Source organism: Pantoea sp. SOD02 (assembly GCF_024707505.1).
GTDB classification, from domain to species: Bacteria; Pseudomonadota; Gammaproteobacteria; order Enterobacterales; family Enterobacteriaceae; genus Pantoea; species Pantoea symbiotica.
Window position 1 is genome coordinate 838,206 of the sequence record NZ_CP102604.1, and the last position, 22,017, is coordinate 860,222.

The following is a 22,017-nucleotide window of genomic DNA, read 5'->3' on the forward strand; positions in this document are numbered from 1 at the left end:
CAGCGATATGATGAGCAGGAATTATCTGTGCTAAATCAGTAATCTGCTGGGGAGCAAATGGTCGGGTAGATGGACAAAACGCGCGGGCGGGGAAAAGTGTGAGCCAGATCAGAAGTGCTGCCCGGCAACGGCGTACCGGGCAGAGAACAACATTACGCTTTCTGTAGTTTGTTCTTGATGGTGTAACCGATAGCCAGAATCACCAGCCAAACCGGAATCAGCCAGACCGAAATCGCCATACCCGGCGTCATCAGCATGATCACCAGCACGCCAGCGAGGAACACCAGGCAGATCCAGTTACCCAGCGGATAGAGCACCGCTTTGAAGCGCGTGGTCACACCTTGCTGGTCTTTCTTCTTACGGAATTTCAGGTGCGCAAGGCTGATCATCGCCCAGTTGATCACCAGCGCAGAGACCACCAGCGCCATCAGCAGGCCAAAGGCTTCGCCCGGCATCAGGTAGTTGATCAGTACGCAAAGCAGGGTCGCTACGGCTGAGACCAGAATGGTCGCGACCGGCACGCCACGGCTGTCAACTTTCAGCAGCGCTTTCGGCGCGTTGCCCTGTTGCGCGAGGCCGAACAGCATGCGGCTGTTGCAATAAACGCAGCTGTTGTAGACCGACAGCGCCGCCGTCAGGATCACCACGTTCAGCGCGTTGGCCACAAAAGCATCGCCCAGCTCATGGAAGATCAGTACGAACGGGCTGGTATCCGCCGTTACGCGCGTCCACGGCAGCAGCGACAGCAGCACCGCCAGTGAACCGATATAGAAAATCAGGATACGCCACAGCACCTGATTGGTGGCTTTTGGAATGCTCTCTTGTGGATTGTCGGCTTCTGCGGCAGTGATACCCACCAGCTCTAAACCACCAAACGAGAACATAATGATCGCCATCATCATCACCAGCCCGGTCATGCCATGTGGCAGGAAGCCGCCCTGATCCCACAGGTTGCTGACGCTTGCTTGTGGGCCACCGTTGCCGCTAAACAGCAACCAGCCACCGAACAGGATCATACCGATGACCGCGACCACTTTGATAATCGCGAACCAGAACTCCATCTCACCAAACACTTTCACGTTGGTCAGGTTGATGGCGTTGATCAGCACAAAGAAGATGGCAGCCGTGGCCCAGGTTGGGAAATCTGGCCACCAGAACTGCACGTATTTACCGACGGCGGTCAGCTCAGCCATCGCCACCAGCACATACAGCACCCAGTAGTTCCAGCCCGAGGCGAAACCGGCGAAGTTGCCCCAGTATTTGTAGGCGAAGTGGCTGAAGCTACCGGCAACCGGCTCTTCAACCACCATTTCGCCCAGTTGGCGCATAATCAGAAAGGCAATAAAACCGGCGATCGCGTAACCGAGAATCACGGCCGGACCGGCCGATTTAATCACTGATGCGCTGCCCAGAAACAGGCCAGTACCTACGGCTCCGCCCAGCGCAATCAGCTGAATATGGCGATTCTTTAAGCCGCGATGCAGCGTGTCGCCATGCTGTTGTTCCATACAAACCTCGTGATGTTGTTATTGTGCACCTGCAGTGCGCGCACTGTAAGGCTGTTTAACCTAATGTATTCTTTTCTTTACGGTATCTGGCGTGCTGTGTGCATGCATGAGCTACCACGGCGTTCAGAATAGTGATAAGCGCGCCGCTTTGCACCTGCTTTTGCTTTTTGTGCTGAGAGATGACTGAAAAAGCAGCAGCATCCTCTGCGCGCCCGTCGCATTATTTCTGCCATGAAAAAACCGTGAACACGAATAGCTTTCGCTTATGGTTATGCACCATTTACTCCGCTAACACAGTGTAAGGTTTGGTAAAAACACAATTATTTAACATTTGCCGCAGGCCAACATTTTCCTACCTTATTTCGGTAAGTTAGTGCAGCGCCATTGCTATCGTCCCCGGAAGTGTGAAGCCCGCCATATAGACACAAGGTGAATACTTTGTTACTTTACCGGCACCATTTTTCAATTGGTATTACCAATTTACTCCGGACGTTTGGCTGATAAGAAGGGAAGATGGCCTACAGTAAAATTCGCCAACCCAAGCTCTCCGATGCGATTGAGCAGCAGCTGGAATCCCTCATTATGGAAGGGACGCTCCAGCCGGGTGAAAAACTGCTCCCTGAGCGTGAACTGGCGAAACAGTTTGATGTCTCACGTCCATCCCTGCGCGAAGCGATTCAGAGCCTGGAAGCCAAAGGCTTGCTGCTACGTCGTCAGGGTGGTGGCACCTTCGTCCAAAAAAATCTCTGGCAAAGCCTGAGCGACCCGCTGGTCGGTCTGCTTGCCGAACATCCAGAATCTCAGTTTGACCTGCTGGAAACCCGCCACGCGCTGGAAGGCGTTGCTGCCTATTACGCGGCACTGCGGGGAACCGATGAAGATCTGCAGCGCATCCGCGACTGCCATGTTCATATTCAGCAGGCGCAGGACAGCGGCGATCTCGACGCCGAAGCCGATGCAGTGATGAAGTATCAGATCGCTGTCACAGAAGCGGCCCATAATGTGGTGCTGCTGCATCTGCTACGTTCCATGGGCCCTATGCTGGAACAAAACGTCCGTCAGAATTTTGAATTGCTCTACGCTCGTCGGGAAATGCTGGCGAAAGTGAGCGGTCACCGCGCCAGTATCTACGAGGCGATTGTGGCGCGTGAGCCAGAACAAGCACGCGAGGCATCTCATCGTCACCTGGCGTTCATTGAGGAAATCTTGCTGGATAGAAGTCGGGAGCAGAGTCGTCGTGAACGCTCCCTGCGTCGTTTACAGCAACGTAAGGAATAACGCACGGCAACGAACGTGCGGAAAACACGACGGGCCTGTCTTCTTGTGCTGTGAACCAGAAGCAAAGCACAAGCAGACAGGCTCCTGATAATTTCAACGTATTAGACACAGATAAGGAATACACCCCATGTCAGAACGTTTACAGAATGACGTGGATCCGATCGAAACTCGTGATTGGCTACAAGCGATCGAATCGGTCATCCGTGAAGAAGGTGTTGAGCGCGCGCAGTATCTGATTGATCAGGTAATGAGTGCAGCACGCAAAGGTGGCGTGAAAGTTGCCGCAGGTTCCTCTGCAATCAGCAACTACATTAACTCTATTGCTGTTGAAGATGAGCCGGACTATCCGGGCAACACCTCTCTTGAACGTCGTATCCGTTCCGCAATTCGTTGGAACGCCATCATGTCGGTGCTGCGTGCGTCGAAGAAAGATCTGGAGCTGGGCGGCCATATGTCCTCCTTCCAATCTTCCGCGACCATTTATGAAGTGTGCTTTAACCACTTCTTCCGCGCACGTAGCGACAAAGACGGCGGCGATCTGGTTTTCTTCCAGGGTCACATTTCTCCAGGTATCTACGCGCGCGCCTTCCTTGAAGGTCGTCTGAGCGAAGATCAAATGAATAACTTCCGTCAGGAAGTGCAGGGTAAAGGTCTCTCTTCTTATCCGCACCCGAAACTGATGCCGGACTTCTGGCAGTTCCCAACCGTTTCAATGGGCCTGGGTCCATTGAACGCGATCTATCAGGCGAAATTCCTGAAGTATCTGGAACACCGTGGTCTGAAAGACACCTCAGCACAAACCGTTTACGCCTTCCTCGGTGATGGCGAGATGGATGAGCCGGAATCCAAAGGTGCGATCACCATCGCCACCCGTGAGAAGCTGGACAATCTGGTGTTCATCATCAACTGTAACCTGCAGCGTCTGGATGGCCCGGTCACCGGTAACGGTAAGATCATTAACGAGCTGGAAGGCATCTTTGCCGGTGCTGGCTGGAACGTGATCAAAGTGATTTGGGGCGGTCGTTGGGATGAACTGCTGCGTCAGGACACCAGCGGCAAGCTGATTCAGCTGATGAACGAAACCGTTGATGGCGATTACCAGACCTTCAAATCCCGTAACGGCGCGTACGTGCGTGAGCACTTCTTCGGTAAATATCCGGAAACCGCAGCTCTGGTGAAAGACTGGTCAGACGAAGAGATCTTCGCGCTGAACCGCGGCGGCCACGATCCGAAGAAAGTCTACGCAGCACTGAAAAAAGCGCAGGACACCAAAGGTCAGCCAACGCTGATTCTGGCACATACCATCAAAGGTTATGGTATGGGTGACACTGCCGAAGGTAAAAACATCGCGCACCAGGTTAAGAAGATGAACATGGATGGCGTTCGCTACATCCGCGATCGCTTCAATGTGCCGGTTGCCGACGACAAAATCGAAGAGCTGCCATACGTCACCTTCGAGAAAGGGTCTGAAGAGTACAACTATCTGCACGGTCAGCGTGAGAAGTTGGGCGGCTACCTGCCAACGCGTCAGGCGGAGTTTAGCGAGAAGCTGGAAATGCCTACGCTGGAAGAGTTCCGTCCGTTGCTGGAAGAGCAGAACAAAGAGATCTCCACCACTATCGCTTTCGTGCGTGCCCTGAACGTGATGCTGAAGAACAAGTCGATCAAAGATCGTCTGGTTCCGATCCTCGCGGACGAAGCGCGTACCTTCGGTATGGAAGGTCTGTTCCGTCAGATTGGTATCTACAGCCCGAACGGTCAGCAGTACACCCCGCAGGACCGCGAGCAGGTTGCTTACTATAAAGAAGACGAGAAAGGCCAGATTTTGCAGGAAGGGATTAACGAGCTGGGCGCAGGTTCATCCTGGCTGGCTGCGGCGACCTCTTACAGCACTAACAACCTGCCGATGATTCCTTTCTACATCTATTACTCGATGTTCGGCTTCCAGCGCATCGGCGATCTGATGTGGCTGGCCGGCGATATGCAGGCACGCGGCTTCCTGGTTGGCGGTACATCAGGTCGTACTACCCTGAACGGCGAAGGTCTGCAGCACGAAGATGGTCACAGCCACATTCAGTCGCTGACTATCCCGAACTGTATCTCTTACGATCCGTCTTACGCGTACGAAATTGCGGTCATCATGCAAGATGGTCTGGTGCGTATGTACGGCGAAGCGCAGGAAAACATCTACTACTACATCACCACGCTGAACGAAAACTACCATATGCCTGCGATGCCGCAGGGTGCGGAAGAGGGTATCCGTAAGGGTATTTACAAGCTGGAAACCGTAGACGGTAGCAAAGGCAAAGTGCAGCTGCTGGGTTCAGGTTCGATTCTGCGTCACGTGCGTGAAGCCGCACAGATCCTGGCGAAAGATTACGGCATCGGTTCTGACGTCTACAGCGTGACCTCGTTCACCGAGCTGGCGCGTGATGGTCAGGATTGCGAGCGCTGGAACATGCTGCATCCAACAGAAACCCCGCGCGTTCCGTACATCGCTCAGGTGATGAACGAAGCACCGGCCGTCGCTTCAACCGACTACATGAAGCTGTTCGCAGAACAGGTTCGCAGCTACGTGCCTTCTAGCGATTATCGCGTATTGGGTACCGATGGCTTCGGTCGTTCCGACAGCCGTGAAAACCTGCGTCACCACTTCGAAGTGGATGCATCGTATGTGGTTGTGGCTGCGCTGGGTGAGCTGGCTAAACGCGGCGAAATCGATAAGAAAGTGGTGGCAGAAGCAATCACCAAGTTCAATATCGACGCCGATAAAGTTAACCCGCGTCTGGCTTAAGAGGTAAGAGAGTAATGGCTATCGAAATTAACGTACCGGACATCGGGGCAGACGAAGTTGAAGTCACCGAAATCCTGGTCAAGGTGGGCGACAAAGTTGAAGCTGAACAGTCGCTGATCACCGTGGAAGGCGATAAAGCCTCCATGGAAGTGCCTTCGCCGCAGGCGGGCGTGGTTAAAGAGATCAAAATCTCTACCGGCGACAAAGTAGAAACCGGCAAACTGATCATGATCTTTGAAGCTGAAGGTGCCGCAGAAGCGGCGCCAGCGCCAGCCGAAGAGAAGAAAGCGGAAGCCGCTCCTGCTCCAGCAGCCGCTGCTGCGGTCAGCAAAGAAGTCAACGTACCGGACATCGGCGGCGACGAAGTTGAAGTCACTGAGATCCTGGTGAAAGTTGGCGACAAAGTTGCCGCTGAGCAGTCGCTGATCACCGTTGAAGGCGATAAAGCCTCAATGGAAGTCCCGGCACCGTTCGCGGGCGTGGTGAAAGAGATCAAAATCGCCACCGGCGATAAAGTGAACACCGGCTCACTGATCATGGTGTTCGAAGCAGAAGGCGCAGCGCCAGCCGCTGCCGCTCCAGCAGCCAAACAGGAAGCCGCACCAGCTGCAGCGCCTGCGGCTTCTGGCGCCAAAGACGTCAACGTGCCAGACATTGGTGGCGATGAAGTTGAAGTTACCGAGATCCTGGTAAAAGTGGGTGACAAAGTCGCTGCTGAGCAATCACTGATCGTGGTTGAAGGCGACAAAGCCTCAATGGAAGTGCCTGCACCGTTCGCCGGTACCGTGAAAGAGTTGAAAGTGGCGACTGGCGATAAAGTCAGCACCGGTAAACTGATCATGGTGTTCGAAGTGGAAGGCGCAGCACCGACTGAGGCACCTGCTGCTAAGCAGGAAGCGGCTCCAGCGGCAGAAGCAGCGAAACCTGCAGCGGCCCCAGCAGCAGCGAAAGCAGATGCAAAAGGCGAGTTTGCTGAGAACGACGCTTATGTACACGCTACGCCGGTGATTCGTCGCCTGGCGCGCGAGTTCGGTGTGAATCTGGCGAAAGTCAAAGGCACCGGCCGTAAAGGTCGCATTCTGAAAGAAGACGTGCAGACTTACGTTAAAGAGGCAGTGAAACGCGCTGAAGCGGCTCCGGCTGCAGCAGCCAGCGGTGGAAGCCTGCCAGGTCTGTTGCCTTGGCCGAAAGTGGACTTCAGCAAGTTCGGCGAAATCGAAGAAGTGGAACTGGGCCGTATCCAGAAAATCTCGGGTGCTAACCTGAGCCGTAACTGGGTGGTTATCCCGCACGTTACGCACTTCGACAAAACCGATATCACCGACCTGGAAGCGTTCCGCAAACAGCAGAATGCCGAAGCTGAGAAACGCAAACTGGATGTGAAATTCACGCCAGTGGTGTTCATTATGAAAGCCGTTGCCGCTGCTCTTGAGCAGATGCCACGCTTCAACAGTTCACTGTCTGAAGATGCACAGAAACTGACGCTGAAGAAATACATCAACATCGGTGTGGCGGTCGATACGCCAAACGGTCTGGTGGTTCCAGTGTTCAAAGATGTGAACAAGAAAGGCATCACTGAACTGTCTCGCGAGCTGATGGCGATTTCCAAGAAAGCGCGTGATGGCAAGCTGACCGCTGGCGATATGCAGGGCGGTTGCTTCACCATCTCCAGCCTTGGCGGCCTGGGCACCACGCACTTCGCGCCAATCGTCAACGCGCCTGAAGTGGCTATCCTCGGTGTTTCCAAGTCAGCGATGGAGCCGGTGTGGAACGGTAAAGAGTTTGAGCCGCGTCTGATGATGCCGATCTCACTCTCCTTCGACCACCGCGTGATCGACGGTGCTGATGGTGCGCGCTTTATCACCATCATCAACAACACACTGTCCGACATTCGCCGTCTGGTGATGTGAAGTTAATCAAGGCCGGCGAAAGCCGGCCTTGTTGTAAGCATTCAATGTTGCCGCGGTTGGCAGTTTGTTAACAATTCTGTAAACTCTCGCGGTGAAATGTCCCGGCGGATATAGGGCATTAGAGCTTGGGAAAAGCTTTCTCCTGACTGCCGGTAATCAAACAAGAGGTCATGATGAGTACAGAGATTAAAACTCAAGTCGTGGTACTTGGGGCAGGTCCTGCAGGTTACTCTGCAGCCTTCCGTTGCGCTGATTTAGGTCTGGAAACCGTAATCGTTGAGCGTTACAGCACCCTCGGCGGTGTTTGTCTGAACGTAGGCTGTATCCCGTCAAAAGCGCTGCTGCACGTCGCCAAAGTGATCGACGAAGCAAAAGCCCTGGAAGAGCACGGTATCGTGTTTGGCCAGCCGCAAACTGACATCGACAAAATTCGTTCGTGGAAAGAGAAGGTTATCAACCAGCTCACTGGCGGCCTCGCGGGTATGGCGAAAGGTCGTAAAGTGAAAGTGGTCACTGGCCTCGGTAAATTCACCGGTGCTAACACGCTGGTGGTTGAAGGTGAAGGTGGCGCAACCACCATTAACTTCGATAATGCGATTATCGCGGCCGGTTCTCGTCCAATCGAACTGCCATTCATTCCGCACAACGATCCGCGCGTGTGGGACTCTACCGATGCGCTGGAACTGAAAGAAGTGCCGAAGCGTCTGCTGGTAATGGGCGGCGGTATCATCGGTCTGGAAATGGCCACCGTTTATAAAGCGCTGGGTTCAGAGATTGACGTGGTTGAGATGTTCGACCAGGTGATCCCGGCTGCCGATAAAGACGTGGTGAAAGTCTTCACCAAGCGTATCAGCAAGAAATTCAACCTGATGCTGGAAACCAAAGTTACCGCTGTTGAAGCGAAAGACGACGGTATCTACGTTTCGATGGAAGGCAAAAAAGCCCCAGCCGATGCACAGCGTTACGACGCGGTGCTGGTGGCGATTGGTCGCGTACCGAACGGTAAAGGCCTTGATGCCGGTAAAGCAGGCGTGGAAGTGGACGATCGCGGCTTTATCCGCGTCGACAAGCAGATGCGCACCAACGTACCGCACATCTATGCTATCGGCGACATCGTGGGTCAGCCAATGCTGGCGCACAAAGGTGTGCACGAAGGCCACGTAGCGGCGGAAGTGATCTCGGGCCTGAAGCACTACTTCGACCCGAAAGTGATCCCATCCATTGCTTACACCGAGCCAGAAGTTGCCTGGGTTGGTCTGACCGAGAAAGAAGCCAAAGAGAAAGGCATCAGCTATGAAGTGTCCACCTTCCCGTGGGCGGCTTCAGGCCGTGCTATCGCTTCTGATTGTGCAGACGGCATGACCAAGCTGATTTTCGACAAAGAAACTCACCGTGTTATCGGTGGTGCGATTGTCGGTACCAACGGCGGCGAGCTGCTGGGTGAAATCGGTCTGGCGATCGAAATGGGCTGTGATGCCGAAGATATCGCCCTGACCATTCACGCGCACCCAACGCTGCATGAGTCTGTCGGCCTGGCTGCCGAAGTGTTCGAAGGTAGCATCACTGACCTACCGAACCCTAAAGCGAAAAAGAAATAAGTTTCCGCTTTGAATAAATTAACGGCTCCTTTAAGGAGCCGTTTTTTATTAGTGGTTCTATTTAAATAAACAAGTAAAAAAGGCGCGTGAGCTACTTTGTGAGTCATGCCGGAATAGCGGGAGCGAACTCCCGCTAGTGAAGTTTTACTGTTGTGCTTCGTAAGCCATAACAGCCGATAATTCAGCAGTGAATATCCGTAATCGTAATTCACAGAGTGAGCTGCGATTAACCAGACACAATCCTAATAGAATGAGCCCGCTGATAATCAGCTTGCTGAATATTGACTTCATAGTCACGTTCCTCTTGATTTAGCACGAGCAAGCGACTACCCTGACATTTCTGACGTGTAGGGTAGTTCGCTTGCCCGTGCGGTTAATGAAAGTTAACTGCACGGTTTTACGCTCCACAACCCACCTCAATCTTTTCAGCTTGAAGCAAGTTGCCTCAAGCGCCCGCAGGCAGTCTACGCCAAACTTCTTTTATTTCATCTTAATTTTTAAATTATTTCTAATTAATGGATTTATATATTACCCAATCATTTAAATAGATCGCGTAATGGTTTTTTTAATTGGAAGTTAATTTCTTTAAGCCAATCAATAAAATGCCTTAGCGGTGCGGAAATATATTTACGGCTAGGATAGTAAAGCCAAAAACCTTCTTCTACCTGAGTGAAGTCTGCCAATATTTCCACTAACTCACCGCGAATTAAATCTTCCCGCACCGTACCTTCATGCAGAAAGGCAATGCCTACGCCGGCACGCGCTGCCTGTAATATCCGCTCATTGTTATCCAGCACCAGCGACCCTTTTACCGCCACTTCCTGTTTGCGGCCATCCTGCCAGAATTCCCAGCGATAACGTCGTCCACTGGGAAAGCGTCGCTCAATGCACGGAAATTGCAGCAGCTCAGCCGGTTGCTGTGGCGCACCATGCTGCGCAATAAACGCCGGGCTCGCCACTGCCAGCGCCCGCATCGCTGTGCCAAACGGCACTGCCACCATATCCTGCGCCAGCACATCGCCGTAGCGCACGCCGGCAACAAATCCGGCCTCTACGATATCCAGCAGTGAATCGTTGCTGTCGATCTCCAGCGTAATCTCGGGATAGCGCAGCAAGAACGGCAAAATCAGCGTATCGAAGAACAGCGCTTCCGCCGATCGCGGCATGCTAATGCGCAATACGCCGCGTGGATCGCTGCGCCAGTCGTTGAGCTCATCCACCGCTTGCGACAGATCGGCAAGCGCAGGCTGAATGCGCTGTAAAAAGCGTTCACCGGCTTCGGTGAGCGCCACTTTGCGCGTGGTGCGATTGAGCAGCCGCACACCTAAACGCGCTTCGAAATGGCGCATCGCGTGGCTCAGGCTGGAAGGTGTGACATTGCGCTCCTCCGCTGCTTTACGAAAGCTCAGATGCTGCGCGATGGCAGCAAACATCTCCAGTTCCTGCATAGACGCACGGTATTTATTCATTGCTGAGTTTTACTCACTAAATCGGCAAAAATGCCTCAATTGTTGCCGTGATTGCTGAGGTTTATAACATTAACACCAACAGCGAAGAGGATTAAACAATGCAACAACGTCAATTAGGCAATCAGGGATTACAGGTTTCGGCGCTGGGATTAGGCTGCATGGGTATGAGTTTCGCCTATGGGCAGAACGATGAAAAACAGGCGCTGAACACGCTGGCGCGGGCGTTTGAGCTGGGCGTGAATTTCCTCGATACCGCAGAAGTATATGGTCCGTTCACCAACGAGAGCTTGTTGGCAAAAGCGATTAAAGGGCGCAGCGATATCAAAGTCGCGACCAAGTTTGGTTTTCGCATTACCGATCAGGGAGAAGGTTGGGAACGAATTACTGGGGTGAATAGCGATCCGGCGCATATTCGACGTGCGGTCGAAGGATCTTTGCAACGTCTCGGTGTGGAAACCATCGAACTGCTCTATCAGCATCGTCTCGATCCGGCGGTGTCGATTGAAGAGGTGGTGGGCGTGATGGCCGATCTGGTGCGGGAAGGGAAGGTGAAGTATCTCGGTTTGTCTGAGGTTTCATCCGCCACCTTGCGCCGTGCGCATGCGGTGCATCCGATTTCGGCGCTGCAAAGCGAATATTCGCTGTGGTCACGCGATCCGGAGCAAGATGTCCTCGCTACCTGCCGTGAACTGAACGTCGGCTTTGTCCCGTATAGCCCGCTGGGGCGCGGCTTCCTCACCGGGAAATTCCCCGCCGCCACAACCTTAGCGGAAGATGACTTCCGTCGTTCACTGCCGCGTTTTCAGCAGGATGCGCAGGCGCATAACCAAAAGTTAGTGAATCAGCTCACTGAGATGGCTGCAGGTTATGACGCAACCGCCGCTCAGCTGGCGTTGGCGTGGGTGCTGGCCAAAGGCGACTATATTGTGCCGATTCCCGGTGCCAGCAAAATCGCCCATCTGGAACAGAACTGCGCCGCCGCCGATTTAGCATTACGTCATGCGGATGTTGCCACGCTGGATGAGTTGTTTAGCGAGAAAAACATTCTGGGCAAGCGCTATAACGACAGCGAGTTTGTGCTGGTCGATCGTTAAAACTCTCCTCCGAAAATGAGAACTAGCAGGCTTTCAAAGCCTGCTTTTTTATGTGATCCCGCTCAATTTGCAGATGAAGCTGCTAAAAAAAGCACGGATGTTGCTTTTTTGTAAACAGATTAACAATCAGGCGAAATGCTGCTATGCTGCCCCACGCGGAACCGGGCACCTCACCCTACTGTTCGACAGCATCAAGGGGTGCACCGGTAAGCTATACAATGAGAGCGAGGAGAACGTCGTGCTAGAAGAATACCGTAAGCACGTTGCCGAGCGTGCTGCCCAGGGAATCGTACCTAAGCCGTTAGATGCTTCCCAGATGGCCGCGCTGGTTGAACTGCTAAAAAACCCGCCAGCGGGTGAAGAAGAATTCCTTACCGACCTGTTGGTCAATCGTGTTCCACCAGGTGTTGATGAAGCGGCGTATGTTAAAGCCGGTTTCCTGGCAGCTGTCACTAAGGGCGAAGCCCACTCTCCTCTGGTTACTCGCGAAAAAGCCGTTGAGCTGCTGGGCACCATGCAGGGCGGTTATAACATCCATGCGCTGATTGAAGCGTTAGAAGATGAAGCCTTAGCACCGATCGCTGCCGAAGCCCTGTCTCACACGCTGCTGATGTTCGATAACTTCTACGATGTCGAAGAGAAAGCCAAAGCGGGTAACCCACACGCGAAAAAAATCATCCAGTCCTGGGCCGATGCCGAATGGTTCCTGAAGCGTCCAAAACTGGCTGAAAAAATTACCACCACCGTGTTCAAAGTGACCGGCGAAACCAACACCGACGACCTCTCTCCGGCGCCGGATGCATGGTCACGCCCGGATATTCCACTGCACGCGCTGGCAATGCTGAAAAACGCCCGTGAAGGCATCGAACCCGACGATGCTGGTAACATTGGCCCGATCAAACAGATCGAAGCACTGCAGACCAAAGGCTTCCCGCTGACCTATGTGGGCGACGTGGTCGGTACCGGTTCTTCGCGTAAATCCGCCACCAACTCGGTGCTGTGGTTTATGGGCGACGATATCCCTTACGTGCCAAACAAAAAGGGCGGCGGTCTGTGCCTCGGCGGTAAAATCGCTCCAATCTTCTTCAACACCATGGAAGATGCGGGTGCCTTGCCGATCGAGCTTGACGTTGATCGTCTGAACATGGGCGATGTCATCGACGTTTACCCATACAAAGGCGAAGTGCGCAATCACGAAACCGATGAAGTGCTGGCGACCTTCGAGCTGAAGACCGACGTACTGCTGGACGAAGTCCGTGCTGGCGGTCGTATTCCGCTGATCATCGGTCGTGGCCTGACCACCAAAGCGCGCGAGTCATTGGGTCTGCCGCACAGCGATGTGTTCGTGCAAGCCAAAGATGTTGCCGCCAGCACCCGTGGTTATTCACTGGCGCAGAAAATGGTTGGCCGCGCATGTGGCGTAGACGGCGTTCGTCCGGGCGCGTACTGCGAACCAAAAATGACTTCAGTCGGTTCTCAGGACACCACCGGTCCAATGACCCGTGATGAACTGAAAGACCTGGCGTGCCTCGGCTTCTCTGCCGACCTGGTAATGCAGTCATTCTGTCACACCGCTGCCTATCCGAAGCCGGTTGACGTGACCACGCACCATACGCTGCCAGACTTCATCATGAACCGTGGCGGCGTGTCGCTGCGTCCGGGCGATGGCGTTATCCACAGCTGGCTGAACCGTATGCTTCTGCCAGATACCGTTGGTACCGGCGGTGATTCGCACACCCGTTTCCCAATCGGTATTTCATTCCCGGCAGGTTCTGGTCTGGTAGCGTTTGCTGCTGCGACCGGCGTGATGCCGCTGGATATGCCGGAATCGGTGCTGGTGCGCTTCAAAGGCGAAATGCAGCCGGGCATCACCCTGCGCGATCTGGTACACGCTATTCCGCTGTACGCGATCAAGGCGGGCCTGCTGACCGTTGAGAAGAAAGGTAAGAAAAACATCTTCTCTGGCCGCGTGCTGGAAATCGAAGGTCTGCCGAAGCTGAAAGTTGAGCAGGCATTTGAGTTGACCGATGCCTCGGCGGAGCGTTCTGCAGCTGGCTGTACCATCAAGCTGGATAAAGAGCCGATCATCGAGTACCTGAACTCGAACATCGTGCTGCTGAAGTGGATGATCTCGGAAGGCTACGGCGATCGTCGTACGCTGGAGCGCCGCATTGAAGGCATGCAGAAATGGCTGGCCGATCCGCAACTGCTGGAAGGCGATGCGGATGCGGAATACGCGGCGGTGATCGATATCGATCTGGCCGAGATTAAAGAGCCGATTCTGTGCGCACCGAACGATCCAGACGACGCGCGTTGGTTGTCTGATGTGCAGGGCGAGAAGATCGACGAAGTGTTCATCGGTTCGTGCATGACCAACATTGGTCACTTCCGCGCGGCCGGTAAACTGCTGGATGCCCATAAAGGCCAGCTGCCAACCCGCTTGTGGGTTGCGCCGCCAACCAAAATGGACGCCGCACAGCTGACTGAAGAGGGCTATTACAGCGTCTTCGGTAAGAGCGGTGCACGTATCGAGATTCCGGGCTGTTCACTGTGCATGGGTAACCAGGCGCGTGTAGCGGACGGCGCGACGGTGGTTTCCACCTCAACCCGTAACTTCCCGAACCGTCTGGGTACCGGCGCGAACGTCTTCCTGGCGTCGGCTGAACTGGCGGCGGTCGCTTCGCTGCTTGGCAAGCTGCCAACGCCGGATGAGTATCAGCAGTTCATGCTGCAGGTTGATAAGACTGCGGCTGACACTTACCGCTACCTCAACTTTGATCAGCTGGGACAATACACTGAAAAAGCGGATAGCGTGATCTTCCAGACTGCTGTTTAATCGGCTGACGGGATGAACAAGGGGACGATGAAAATCGTCCCTTTTTTTATGCCCTTTTTTCCGCTGACATCTCCAGGCATAATGCGAGCGCGATCCCACTTTATTCAGCGTGCTGCGCACAAAATGCACTAACACGGTGCCGCACGGCGCGTCATCAGTATGAGGCAAACCCATGGAGTACGAATTTCTGCGTGATTTGACCGGCCAGGTCAAAGTGCGTATGTCGATGGACCACGAAGCGGTGGGGCACTGGTTCAACGAAGAGGTCAAAGACAATCTGCCGTTGCTGGATGAGGTTGAGGCCGCCGCCCAGCAGGTGAAAGGCACCATTAATCAGTGGCAGCGCGTTGGACATGAATACACGCTGTGGCTGGATGAAGAAGAGGTGATGATTCGTGCCAACCAGCTGGCGCTGGAAGATGACGGCATGGAAGAGGGCATGACCTATTACGACGAAGAGAGCCTCTCTTTCTGCGGCGTCGAAGATTTTCTCGCGGTGATTGCCGCTTATCGGCTGTTTATCGCCGGTAAATAACGTAGGGTCGCCATTGATGGCGACCCAGCCGATTACCGCGCTGCGCCGCTTGCAACGGAATGTGAATGTGAAACCTGCTCCTCATCAACGATAGGTTCAACTTTACCCATCAGGAACAGATAGTTAAGGATGCCAATCACCACCAGTACCGCCGAGAACACCAGCGCCCAGGTAAAGTGTCCGGTGGCGCCAACAATCGCGCCGGTAATTATCGGTCCCACCGCACCGCCCATGTTGGATACGGTATTCTGCAGGCCCGCGACAATCGACACGCTGTTTTGCGGCGCCACATCGCCCGGCAATGCCCACACTTGTGATGCCGCCACGGTGGTGCCGGATTTGGCGATACACAGCAGCAGCACGGTCATAAACACTGAATCGGTGAACGGAGCAAAGCCGATGCACAGCGCCATCAGCAGGCCGATGGTGAGGAACAGTTTGCGTGTGGCGGTCAGCGACAGCACTTTGTTATGCACCATGCGATCCGATGCCCAACCCGCCAGCACTTCAATCACCATGCCGCAGATCAGCGGTAGCGCGGCCACCATCCCCATTTTGAGGAAATCCATGCCTTTATCTTTCACCAGATAGGTCGGCAGCCAGGTGATAAAGAAATAGGAGGTATAATTGATGGTGAAGAAGCCAATGCACATCGCCCAGATATTGCGGTAGCGCAGCAGTTTGTACCACTTCATCGGACGCACGCTTTTATCGCCGTGCTTCTGCGCCTGGCCGTCACGGATGAAGCGCACTTCTTCTTTACTGATCGACTTATGATCTTCCGGGTTCTCGGCGTAGATAAAGTACCAGGCAATCACCCAGAACAAACCGAGCGCACCAATGGCGAGGAAGGTCAGACGCCAGTCGAACAGGGCGATCATAAAGACAATCAGCGGCATGGCCACCGCACCACCAAACTTGGAGGCGCTGTCGAACAGGCCAGAAACCGTGGCGCGTTCGCGGTCCGGGAACCAGCGCGCGGTAATGCCTGCGTTACTGGGATAGGCGGCGGCTTCACCGACGCCGAGGGCTAAACGTAGCGCCAGCAGCGATTTAAATCCGGTCGCGAGGCCCATCGCCATGGTCGCGATTGACCACCAGCCGACGGCGATGCCGAGGCCTTTTTTCTGACCGAAGCGATCGGCGAACCAGCCCGCCGGGATCTGCAATAGCGCATACGACCAGAAGAACGCTGCCATGATGAAGCCCATCATTTCAGGATTGATATCGAGCTCTTTGATCAGATGCGGTGCCGCTGCCGAGAGCACGGTGCGGTCAATGTAGTTAATGGCGATGGCCAGCCACATCAGGCCAGCAATCCACCAACGGATACGACTCGAGCGCGCAGAGTTAGTCATAATAATTATCCACTCGAAAAAGGGTTACAGAGAAAGGCGGGGTGTTATTCCAGCCCGTTCATCACGTTGATTGGGCGTTCGCCCTGTTGGATGCACTGCACAATTTGCGACACGCAACGTTCACCAATCGCGCTGATTGCGCCGTCGGTGTAACCGGCAATGTGCGAAGTGGGAATGAAGTTGTTGAGCGTAAACAGTGGATGCTCGCTCAGCGGTTCCTGCACAAACACATCAGCCGCCGCACCGGCAATCACGTTATCCAGCAGCGCCTGATAGAGATCCTGTTCGTTCACCACGCCGCCGCGTGAGGCATTAATCAGGAAGGCAGTTTTCTTCATGCGTTTGAGGCGTGCGGCATCAAATAAATTTTGCGTCTTGTCGGTAAGCGGCATGTGCAGGGTGATGAAATCGCTGGTTTCGGTCAGCTGATCCAGCGTGACGAATTCGATGCCGTGCTCGGCAGCAAACTGCTCATCGGGATAAAAATCAAACGCGATCACCCGCATGTTGAAGCCTTTGGCGCGCAGCGCAACCTGCTTACCGATATTGCCCAGCCCGATGATGCCCAATGTTTTGCCATAAACGTCGGTGGCAAAAATTCGCGGCCAGCTGCCGGCGCGGGTTTCAATGGCGGCCTGGGTGATCTGACGCGCGCTGTTGAGGATCAAAGCAAAGGCGAAATCGGCAACCGCGTGTTTGTTGGCATCCGGCACGTTAGTGACGTAAATACCGCGTGCGCGCGTCGCTTCCAGATTGATGTTGTCGACGCCAACGCCGTGCTTACAGACGATTTTCAGCTGCGGTGTTAATGCCAGCAGTTCTTCATTGATGTCGGTAAAGGCCACAATCATCGCTACGGTGTCAGCCAGATGTGGCTCAAGTGCGCTCAGCGGCGCATCAGCGGGCAGCGTGATTAGCTCAAAACCGTGCTGCTGCAGCACCTCAATCGGCGCCGCGTCGTATTTGGCGAATGACGGTGAAGTACAGATGACTTTCATGATTCTTCCCGGGTTAGTAAATGCTGCCAAATTGGCCAGGTCACCATAAATGGCGACCCTACAAAACCGCATTCATATGTGCGTTCGTACCCGCATTCATATGCGCATTCATACGCCGTAGGGTCGCCCTTAAGGGTGACCAAACCAACGGCGCACCTGCATTACTGCAAATACTGATTCACAATCTGGCGGATCTTCTGCTCTTCTTCGGCAGAGAAACTCACCGCATAGCGGCTGTCGCCAACCTCAAAGCCCAGCAGCGTCACCGCTTTTTTCACTGCGGCGGGAGAGAAGCCCACGCTATACAGATCGGTGCGCAGACCGGTGACGTTTTCCTGCGCCAGGCGCGAACCTTCGATATCGCCCGCGTGGAAGCGTGCCCAAATCGCATTGATCTCTTTAGGCGCCACGTTAGCGAGACCAGAAATACAGGCTGAGCAGCCGTCGACAAAGCCCTGATGAATCAGCGAATCCGGGCCGTTCAGCACATCAAAACTGTCGATTCCTGCAGCCGCTTGCAGGAAGCCGCTCAGGCTTTCGTAGCTGCCGGCGCTGTCTTTAATACCGATGATGTTCGGGTGCGCGGCCAACGTGCGCACGGTTTCCGGCTGCAGCGTGTTGCCGGTGCGTGCCGGAATGTTGTAGAGGAACAGCGGCACGTCGATGGCATCGGCCACCGCGCGATAGTGGGCGATCAGCTCTTCCTGCTTCAGCGGCACAAAATAAGGCGTGATCACCGAAACCGCATCCACGCCCAGCTTCGCCACTTGTTTCCCAAGGCGAATGGTTTCACGCGTGGAGATCTCGCCAATATGCGCCACCACCGGCGCGCTGCCGTTCACTTCATCAACGCAGGTTTGCGTCACCGCCAGCTTCTCCTGTTCGTTCAGCACGAAGAATTCGCCGTTGGTGCCGCCGCAGAAGATGCCGTTGCCGGCGCTTAACTGACGTTTAACCTGTTCGCGTTGGGCGGCTGGATTGAATGCGCCGTCGCGATCGAAGGTGGTGACGATGGCGGTTAACACGCCCTGAATTTTCTTGCTCATGTTGTCCTCGATAATCCTTAGTGATTCAAAGCCGGAAATAGCGTCAGGTAGACGTTGCGTACGTCATCGGCGCCCACTTTCATCGGTACATTCTTCATCAGGCGCTGCACGTCGAGCGCGGCTTCCACCAGATACGGCAGATGATCCGGGCCGATACCCAGCTCTTCCAGGCTGGCGGGCAGCTTCAGGCGTTTCACCAGCGCGGCAAAGTACGCCACCAGCGCGTGGGATTTGGCTTCGTCGTCCAGCGAGGTATCGGCATCCGGCAGTAGATCGTAAGCCTGAGCGAATTTGCTCACCGCCGCCGGACGCACAAAGCGCATACAGGGCGCGAGCAGAATGGCGTTGGCGACGCCGTGCGGCAGGTGATATTTGCCGCCCAGCGGATAAGACATTGCATGTACCAGATGCGTACCGGCATGCGCAATCGATGCGCCACCGTAATAAGACGCCCACAGCATATTCAGGCGCGCTTCAAGGTTATCCGGCTCAGCGATGGTGGTTTCGAGGCTGGCAAACAGCTTTTTCATGCCGATCAGCGCATAGTTATCGCTCACCGGATTCGACACGGTAGCGGTAAAGCACTCGATTAAATGGCACAGCGCATCGATACCGGTGGAAGAGGCGATGTGCGGTGGCATGCTGGTAGTAAGTTCTGGCACCAGCGCGACATAATCTGGCAGCATCACCGGCGAGATAATGCCGACTTTGGTCTCTTTCTCGGGGATCGCCAGAATCGCATTGGGCGTGGCTTCCGAGCCAGTGCCTGCGGTGGTGGGGATCAGCAGCGAAGTGGTACGCGTTTGCGGCTTTTCACCCGCCAGCAGCGCATCCAGTGTTGGTGCGCCATCAACACACAGAATCGACAGCAGCTTGGCAACGTCCAGTACGCTGCCACCGCCGACGCCAATCACCAGATCCACATCGGTGCTCGGCAGCGCGGCGACAATGGCTGCCACATCGTGTTGGCTGGGTTCTGGCGGCACCGTATTGACGATGCTCAGGCTGGCAATCTGCTGCTGCAGCTGGGCGATCAGCGTCTGCACCGCCGGAATGCCTTCAATATTCTTATCGGTCACCAGCAGCGCTTTTTCTTTACCTTGCAGTAAATAGCTGAGGTCATTAAGCGCCTGAAAGCCACAGATCACGGTGCTGTTGATATTCATCTCTTACCCTTACGTTTTTTGCGCTGAATGATTAAGTTTGCTCAAGCAGCGCGAGGTCTATCACTACAGTGCCTAATTTTATAGGACAAATTGATTTCGATTAATTTGATCTTGCTCACATATAATCAATCATGATTGAATATAATCATTACAGCACGGCAGCGGCCGGAACAGGAGAGAGCATGACTTTACCGCCATGGAAAACGCCAGTCCTGGTGATTGCCGATGATTTCACCGGCGCCAATGACGCGGGCAGCGGGCTGGCACAAGCCGGAGCGCGTGTGCATGTGCTGTTTGATAGCAGCACGCCGCATGACGCTAATGCCGCCGATGTGCTGGTGATCAGCACCGATAGCCGTGCGCTCAGCGAACAGGAAGCAGCCCGGCGCACGCGGGCGGCGATTGAGCAACATCGGGCCATCCTTAACGATGGTTGGTTGTTTAAGAAGATTGATTCCACGCTGCGCGGCAATCCCGGCGCGGAAATCGCCGCCGCGATGCAGGCCAGCGGCAAAAAATTAGCCTTAGTGGTGCCGGCGGTGCCGAAGCTTGGACGCACCACGCGAGCGGGTGAAGTGTGGATCCATCAGCAACGTTTGATCGACAGCGAATTCGCCAGCGATCCTAAAACGCCAGTCACCAGCGGCCATGTACTGACGCGGTTGCAGATGCAGAGCACCTTGCCGGGTGAAACCCTCGATCTCGCTACGCTGCGCGGCGGCCAGTTGGCGCAGGTGCTCGCCACTAAGAAAGGTTTGCTGGTGGTGGATATCGAGCAGGACGGCGACATTGCCTTATTAATGGCCGCGGCAGCCACGCTGGAGACGCGTCCACTATTAGCCGGTGCTTCCGGGCTCAGCGATGCGCTTGGCGCGATGCTGGCGGCGCGTCAGCCGCGTCCGGTGCTGGCGGTAGTCGGCTCAATGAGCGCGATTGCGCAGCAGCAGATTACGCGCCTCGCCAGCCAGCGCGACATCCGCGTTATCGATATTGATATCCGCCAACTGTTTGCCCAACCGGCCTGGCCGCAGGCTGAACAATGGCAGCAGGCAATGCAGCAGGCGCTGCACGACGGCGCGCATTGCGTAGTGCGCACTACGCAACACGCCGACCAGCGTCATGAGATCGAGCAGTTATGCCAACAACATCAGGTTTCACGTCAGTTATTGGGCGAGCGCATCTGCCAGTTTCTCGCGCAGTTAACCCGCCGCGTGTGCCGCGAGGTGCAGCCCGCTGGGCTTTATCTCTCTGGCGGTGATGTGGCGATTGCCGTGGCGCAGGCGTTTGGCGCGAGCGGTTTCCAGATTCAGGGCCTTGTGGCGGGCTGCGTGCCGCACGGGGTTTTGCTTAACAGTGAATTACACCTGCCGGTGATGACCAAAGCAGGTGGCTTTGGTGACGAAAACACCCTGGTAGAAGCCATTCGTTTTATTGAGGAGAAGTCGAGTGAGTAAAATTATTGCGATTACCATGGGCGATCCGGCGGGCATTGGCCCGGAGATCATCATTAAAGCGCTGGCAGAAGGTGAGTTAGCGGGCGTGCCTGCGGTGGTGGTGGGTTGCGCCAACACGCTGCGTCGGGTGATGGGACTCAATGTCACGCCGCAGGCTGAACTGCGCGTGCTCGACCAGGTCAAGGATGCGCATTTTGCGCCCGGCATTATCAACGTGATTGATGAGCCGCTGGCGGATGCCGCCGCGCTGCAGCCCGGCGTGGTGCAGAAAGCGGCGGGCGATTTGGCCTGGCGCTGCGTCAAACGCGCCACCGAACTGGCGCTGGCTGGCGAGGTGCAGGCGATTGCCACCGCACCGTTAAATAAAGAGGCGCTGCACTCGGCGGGGCATATTTATCCCGGCCACACCGAACTGCTGGCGCAGCTGACCAACACCAAAAATTACGCCATGGTGCTCTACACCGATAAGCTGAAAGTGATTCACGTCACCACGCATATTGCGCTGCGAAAGTTCCTCGATACCTTAAACGGCGAGCGCATTCAGACGGTGATCGGTATGGCCGACAGCTTCCTGCGCCGCGTTGGTTTCGACAAGCCGCGCATTGCGGTGGCGGGCGTCAATCCACATGCCGGTGAAAACGGTCTGTTTGGTGATGAAGAGATCACCATCGTCGCGCCTGCTATCAAAGCGATGAAAGCGCAGGGCATTGATGTCAGCGGCCCATGCCCGCCCGATACCGTGTTCCTGCAATGTCAGGAAGGGCAGTACGATATGGTGGTAGCGATGTACCACGATCAAGGGCACATCCCGCTGAAATTACTAGGTTTTTATGATGGTGTGAATATCACCGCTGGCTTGCCGTTTATCCGCACCTCGGCGGACCACGGCACCGCGTTTGATATCGCCTGGACAGGTAAAGCGAACTCTGCGAGCATGGCGATCTCCATTAAACTCGCGATGCAGCTTGCATAG

16 protein-coding genes are annotated in these 22,017 nt (G+C 54.9%); 9 read left to right on the plus strand and 7 right to left on the minus strand.

Annotated elements, in window-relative coordinates:
* Positions 1-152 precede the first annotated feature (152 nt).
* Positions 153-1,508: an aromatic amino acid transporter AroP gene (gene aroP, locus NR302_RS03790; RefSeq protein WP_008108568.1), complete on the minus strand. Its 1,356-nt coding sequence runs from the start codon at positions 1,506-1,508 to the stop codon at positions 153-155.
* Positions 1,509-2,021: 513 nt separating this feature from the next.
* Between aroP and pdhR the strand changes: the two genes are divergently transcribed.
* From pdhR to lpdA, 4 genes are all read left to right on the plus strand, one after another.
* Complete coding sequence (gene pdhR / locus NR302_RS03795; RefSeq protein WP_008108566.1) at positions 2,022-2,786, plus strand: pyruvate dehydrogenase complex transcriptional repressor PdhR; 765 nt, start codon at positions 2,022-2,024, stop codon at positions 2,784-2,786.
* 127 nt (positions 2,787-2,913) lie between these two features.
* Complete coding sequence (gene aceE, locus NR302_RS03800) at positions 2,914-5,580, plus strand: pyruvate dehydrogenase (acetyl-transferring), homodimeric type (protein ID WP_008108564.1); 2,667 nt, start codon at positions 2,914-2,916, stop codon at positions 5,578-5,580.
* Between the two features lie 14 nt (positions 5,581-5,594).
* Positions 5,595-7,490: a pyruvate dehydrogenase complex dihydrolipoyllysine-residue acetyltransferase gene (gene aceF / locus NR302_RS03805; RefSeq protein ID WP_258144608.1), complete on the plus strand. Its 1,896-nt coding sequence runs from the start codon at positions 5,595-5,597 to the stop codon at positions 7,488-7,490.
* Positions 7,491-7,663: 173 nt separating this feature from the next.
* The gene (gene lpdA / locus NR302_RS03810; RefSeq protein WP_008108560.1) at positions 7,664-9,088 is read left to right on the plus strand and encodes a dihydrolipoyl dehydrogenase; all 1,425 of its coding nucleotides are present in this window, start codon (positions 7,664-7,666) and stop codon (positions 9,086-9,088) included.
* A gap of 144 nt (positions 9,089-9,232) precedes the next feature.
* Here the strand turns inward: lpdA and NR302_RS23720 are convergent, their stop codons facing one another.
* Positions 9,233-9,379 carry a Hok/Gef family protein gene (locus NR302_RS23720; RefSeq protein ID WP_137385164.1) on the minus strand — a complete coding sequence of 49 codons (147 nt, stop codon included), beginning with the start codon at positions 9,377-9,379 and terminating at the stop codon, positions 9,233-9,235.
* A gap of 245 nt (positions 9,380-9,624) precedes the next feature.
* Positions 9,625-10,557 (minus strand): LysR family transcriptional regulator, encoded by a 933-nt coding sequence (locus NR302_RS03815; RefSeq protein ID WP_258144609.1) that lies wholly within the window; start codon positions 10,555-10,557, stop codon positions 9,625-9,627.
* A gap of 98 nt (positions 10,558-10,655) precedes the next feature.
* Here NR302_RS03815 and NR302_RS03820 point away from each other — a divergent pair, with 98 nt between their 5' ends.
* From NR302_RS03820 to yacL, 3 genes are all read left to right on the plus strand, one after another.
* A complete protein-coding gene (locus NR302_RS03820; RefSeq protein WP_258144610.1) occupies positions 10,656-11,651 on the plus strand; it encodes an aldo/keto reductase in 996 nt (331 codons plus the stop codon).
* A 238-nt stretch (positions 11,652-11,889) separates the two neighbouring features.
* The gene (gene acnB, locus NR302_RS03825; protein ID WP_085982361.1) at positions 11,890-14,487 is read left to right on the plus strand and encodes a bifunctional aconitate hydratase 2/2-methylisocitrate dehydratase; all 2,598 of its coding nucleotides are present in this window, start codon (positions 11,890-11,892) and stop codon (positions 14,485-14,487) included.
* A 172-nt stretch (positions 14,488-14,659) separates the two neighbouring features.
* Positions 14,660-15,022: a protein YacL gene (gene yacL / locus NR302_RS03830; RefSeq protein ID WP_008108552.1), complete on the plus strand. Its 363-nt coding sequence runs from the start codon at positions 14,660-14,662 to the stop codon at positions 15,020-15,022.
* 32 nt (positions 15,023-15,054) lie between these two features.
* Here yacL and NR302_RS03835 read toward each other — a convergent pair whose 3' ends face one another.
* The 4 genes from NR302_RS03835 to NR302_RS03850 form a co-directional block, all read right to left on the minus strand.
* On the minus strand, positions 15,055-16,380 hold the full coding sequence (locus NR302_RS03835) for an MFS transporter (RefSeq protein WP_154192965.1): 1,326 nt from the start codon (positions 16,378-16,380) through the stop codon (positions 15,055-15,057).
* A 44-nt stretch (positions 16,381-16,424) separates the two neighbouring features.
* The gene (locus NR302_RS03840; RefSeq protein WP_258144611.1) at positions 16,425-17,378 is read right to left on the minus strand and encodes a phosphoglycerate dehydrogenase; all 954 of its coding nucleotides are present in this window, start codon (positions 17,376-17,378) and stop codon (positions 16,425-16,427) included.
* Positions 17,379-17,539: 161 nt separating this feature from the next.
* Positions 17,540-18,424 (minus strand): dihydrodipicolinate synthase family protein, encoded by an 885-nt coding sequence (locus NR302_RS03845; RefSeq protein WP_008108544.1) that lies wholly within the window; start codon positions 18,422-18,424, stop codon positions 17,540-17,542.
* 17 nt (positions 18,425-18,441) lie between these two features.
* Positions 18,442-19,590: an iron-containing alcohol dehydrogenase gene (locus NR302_RS03850; RefSeq protein ID WP_258144612.1), complete on the minus strand. Its 1,149-nt coding sequence runs from the start codon at positions 19,588-19,590 to the stop codon at positions 18,442-18,444.
* 182 nt (positions 19,591-19,772) lie between these two features.
* Here NR302_RS03850 and NR302_RS03855 point away from each other — a divergent pair, with 182 nt between their 5' ends.
* A complete protein-coding gene (locus tag NR302_RS03855) occupies positions 19,773-21,044 on the plus strand; it encodes a four-carbon acid sugar kinase family protein (protein WP_258144613.1) in 1,272 nt (423 codons plus the stop codon).
* Complete coding sequence (locus tag NR302_RS03860; protein WP_258144614.1) at positions 21,037-22,017, plus strand: D-threonate 4-phosphate dehydrogenase; 981 nt, start codon at positions 21,037-21,039, stop codon at positions 22,015-22,017. The genes NR302_RS03855 and NR302_RS03860 overlap by 8 nt, the downstream gene beginning before the upstream one ends.

Excerpts from the sequence above, each read along its gene's own strand:
- NR302_RS03815 (WP_258144609.1), bottom strand. The coding sequence starts at position 10,557 with ATGAATAAATACCGTGCGTCTATGCAGGAACTGGAGATGTTTGCTGCC.
- NR302_RS03840 (WP_258144611.1), bottom strand. The coding sequence starts at position 17,378 with ATGAAAGTCATCTGTACTTCACCGTCATTCGCCAAATACGACGCGGCG.
- NR302_RS03835 (WP_154192965.1), bottom strand. The coding sequence starts at position 16,380 with ATGACTAACTCTGCGCGCTCGAGTCGTATCCGTTGGTGGATTGCTGGC.
- yacL (WP_008108552.1), top strand. The coding sequence starts at position 14,660 with ATGGAGTACGAATTTCTGCGTGATTTGACCGGCCAGGTCAAAGTGCGT.
- aroP (WP_008108568.1), bottom strand. The coding sequence starts at position 1,508 with ATGGAACAACAGCATGGCGACACGCTGCATCGCGGCTTAAAGAATCGC.
- aceE (WP_008108564.1), top strand. The coding sequence starts at position 2,914 with ATGTCAGAACGTTTACAGAATGACGTGGATCCGATCGAAACTCGTGAT.
- NR302_RS03845 (WP_008108544.1), bottom strand. The coding sequence starts at position 18,424 with ATGAGCAAGAAAATTCAGGGCGTGTTAACCGCCATCGTCACCACCTTC.
- pdhR (WP_008108566.1), top strand. The coding sequence starts at position 2,022 with ATGGCCTACAGTAAAATTCGCCAACCCAAGCTCTCCGATGCGATTGAG.
- NR302_RS03820 (WP_258144610.1), top strand. The coding sequence starts at position 10,656 with ATGCAACAACGTCAATTAGGCAATCAGGGATTACAGGTTTCGGCGCTG.
- lpdA (WP_008108560.1), top strand. The coding sequence starts at position 7,664 with ATGAGTACAGAGATTAAAACTCAAGTCGTGGTACTTGGGGCAGGTCCT.
- NR302_RS03850 (WP_258144612.1), bottom strand. The coding sequence starts at position 19,590 with ATGAATATCAACAGCACCGTGATCTGTGGCTTTCAGGCGCTTAATGAC.
- aceF (WP_258144608.1), top strand. The coding sequence starts at position 5,595 with ATGGCTATCGAAATTAACGTACCGGACATCGGGGCAGACGAAGTTGAA.
- NR302_RS23720 (WP_137385164.1), bottom strand. The coding sequence starts at position 9,379 with ATGAAGTCAATATTCAGCAAGCTGATTATCAGCGGGCTCATTCTATTA.
- NR302_RS03855 (WP_258144613.1), top strand. The coding sequence starts at position 19,773 with ATGACTTTACCGCCATGGAAAACGCCAGTCCTGGTGATTGCCGATGAT.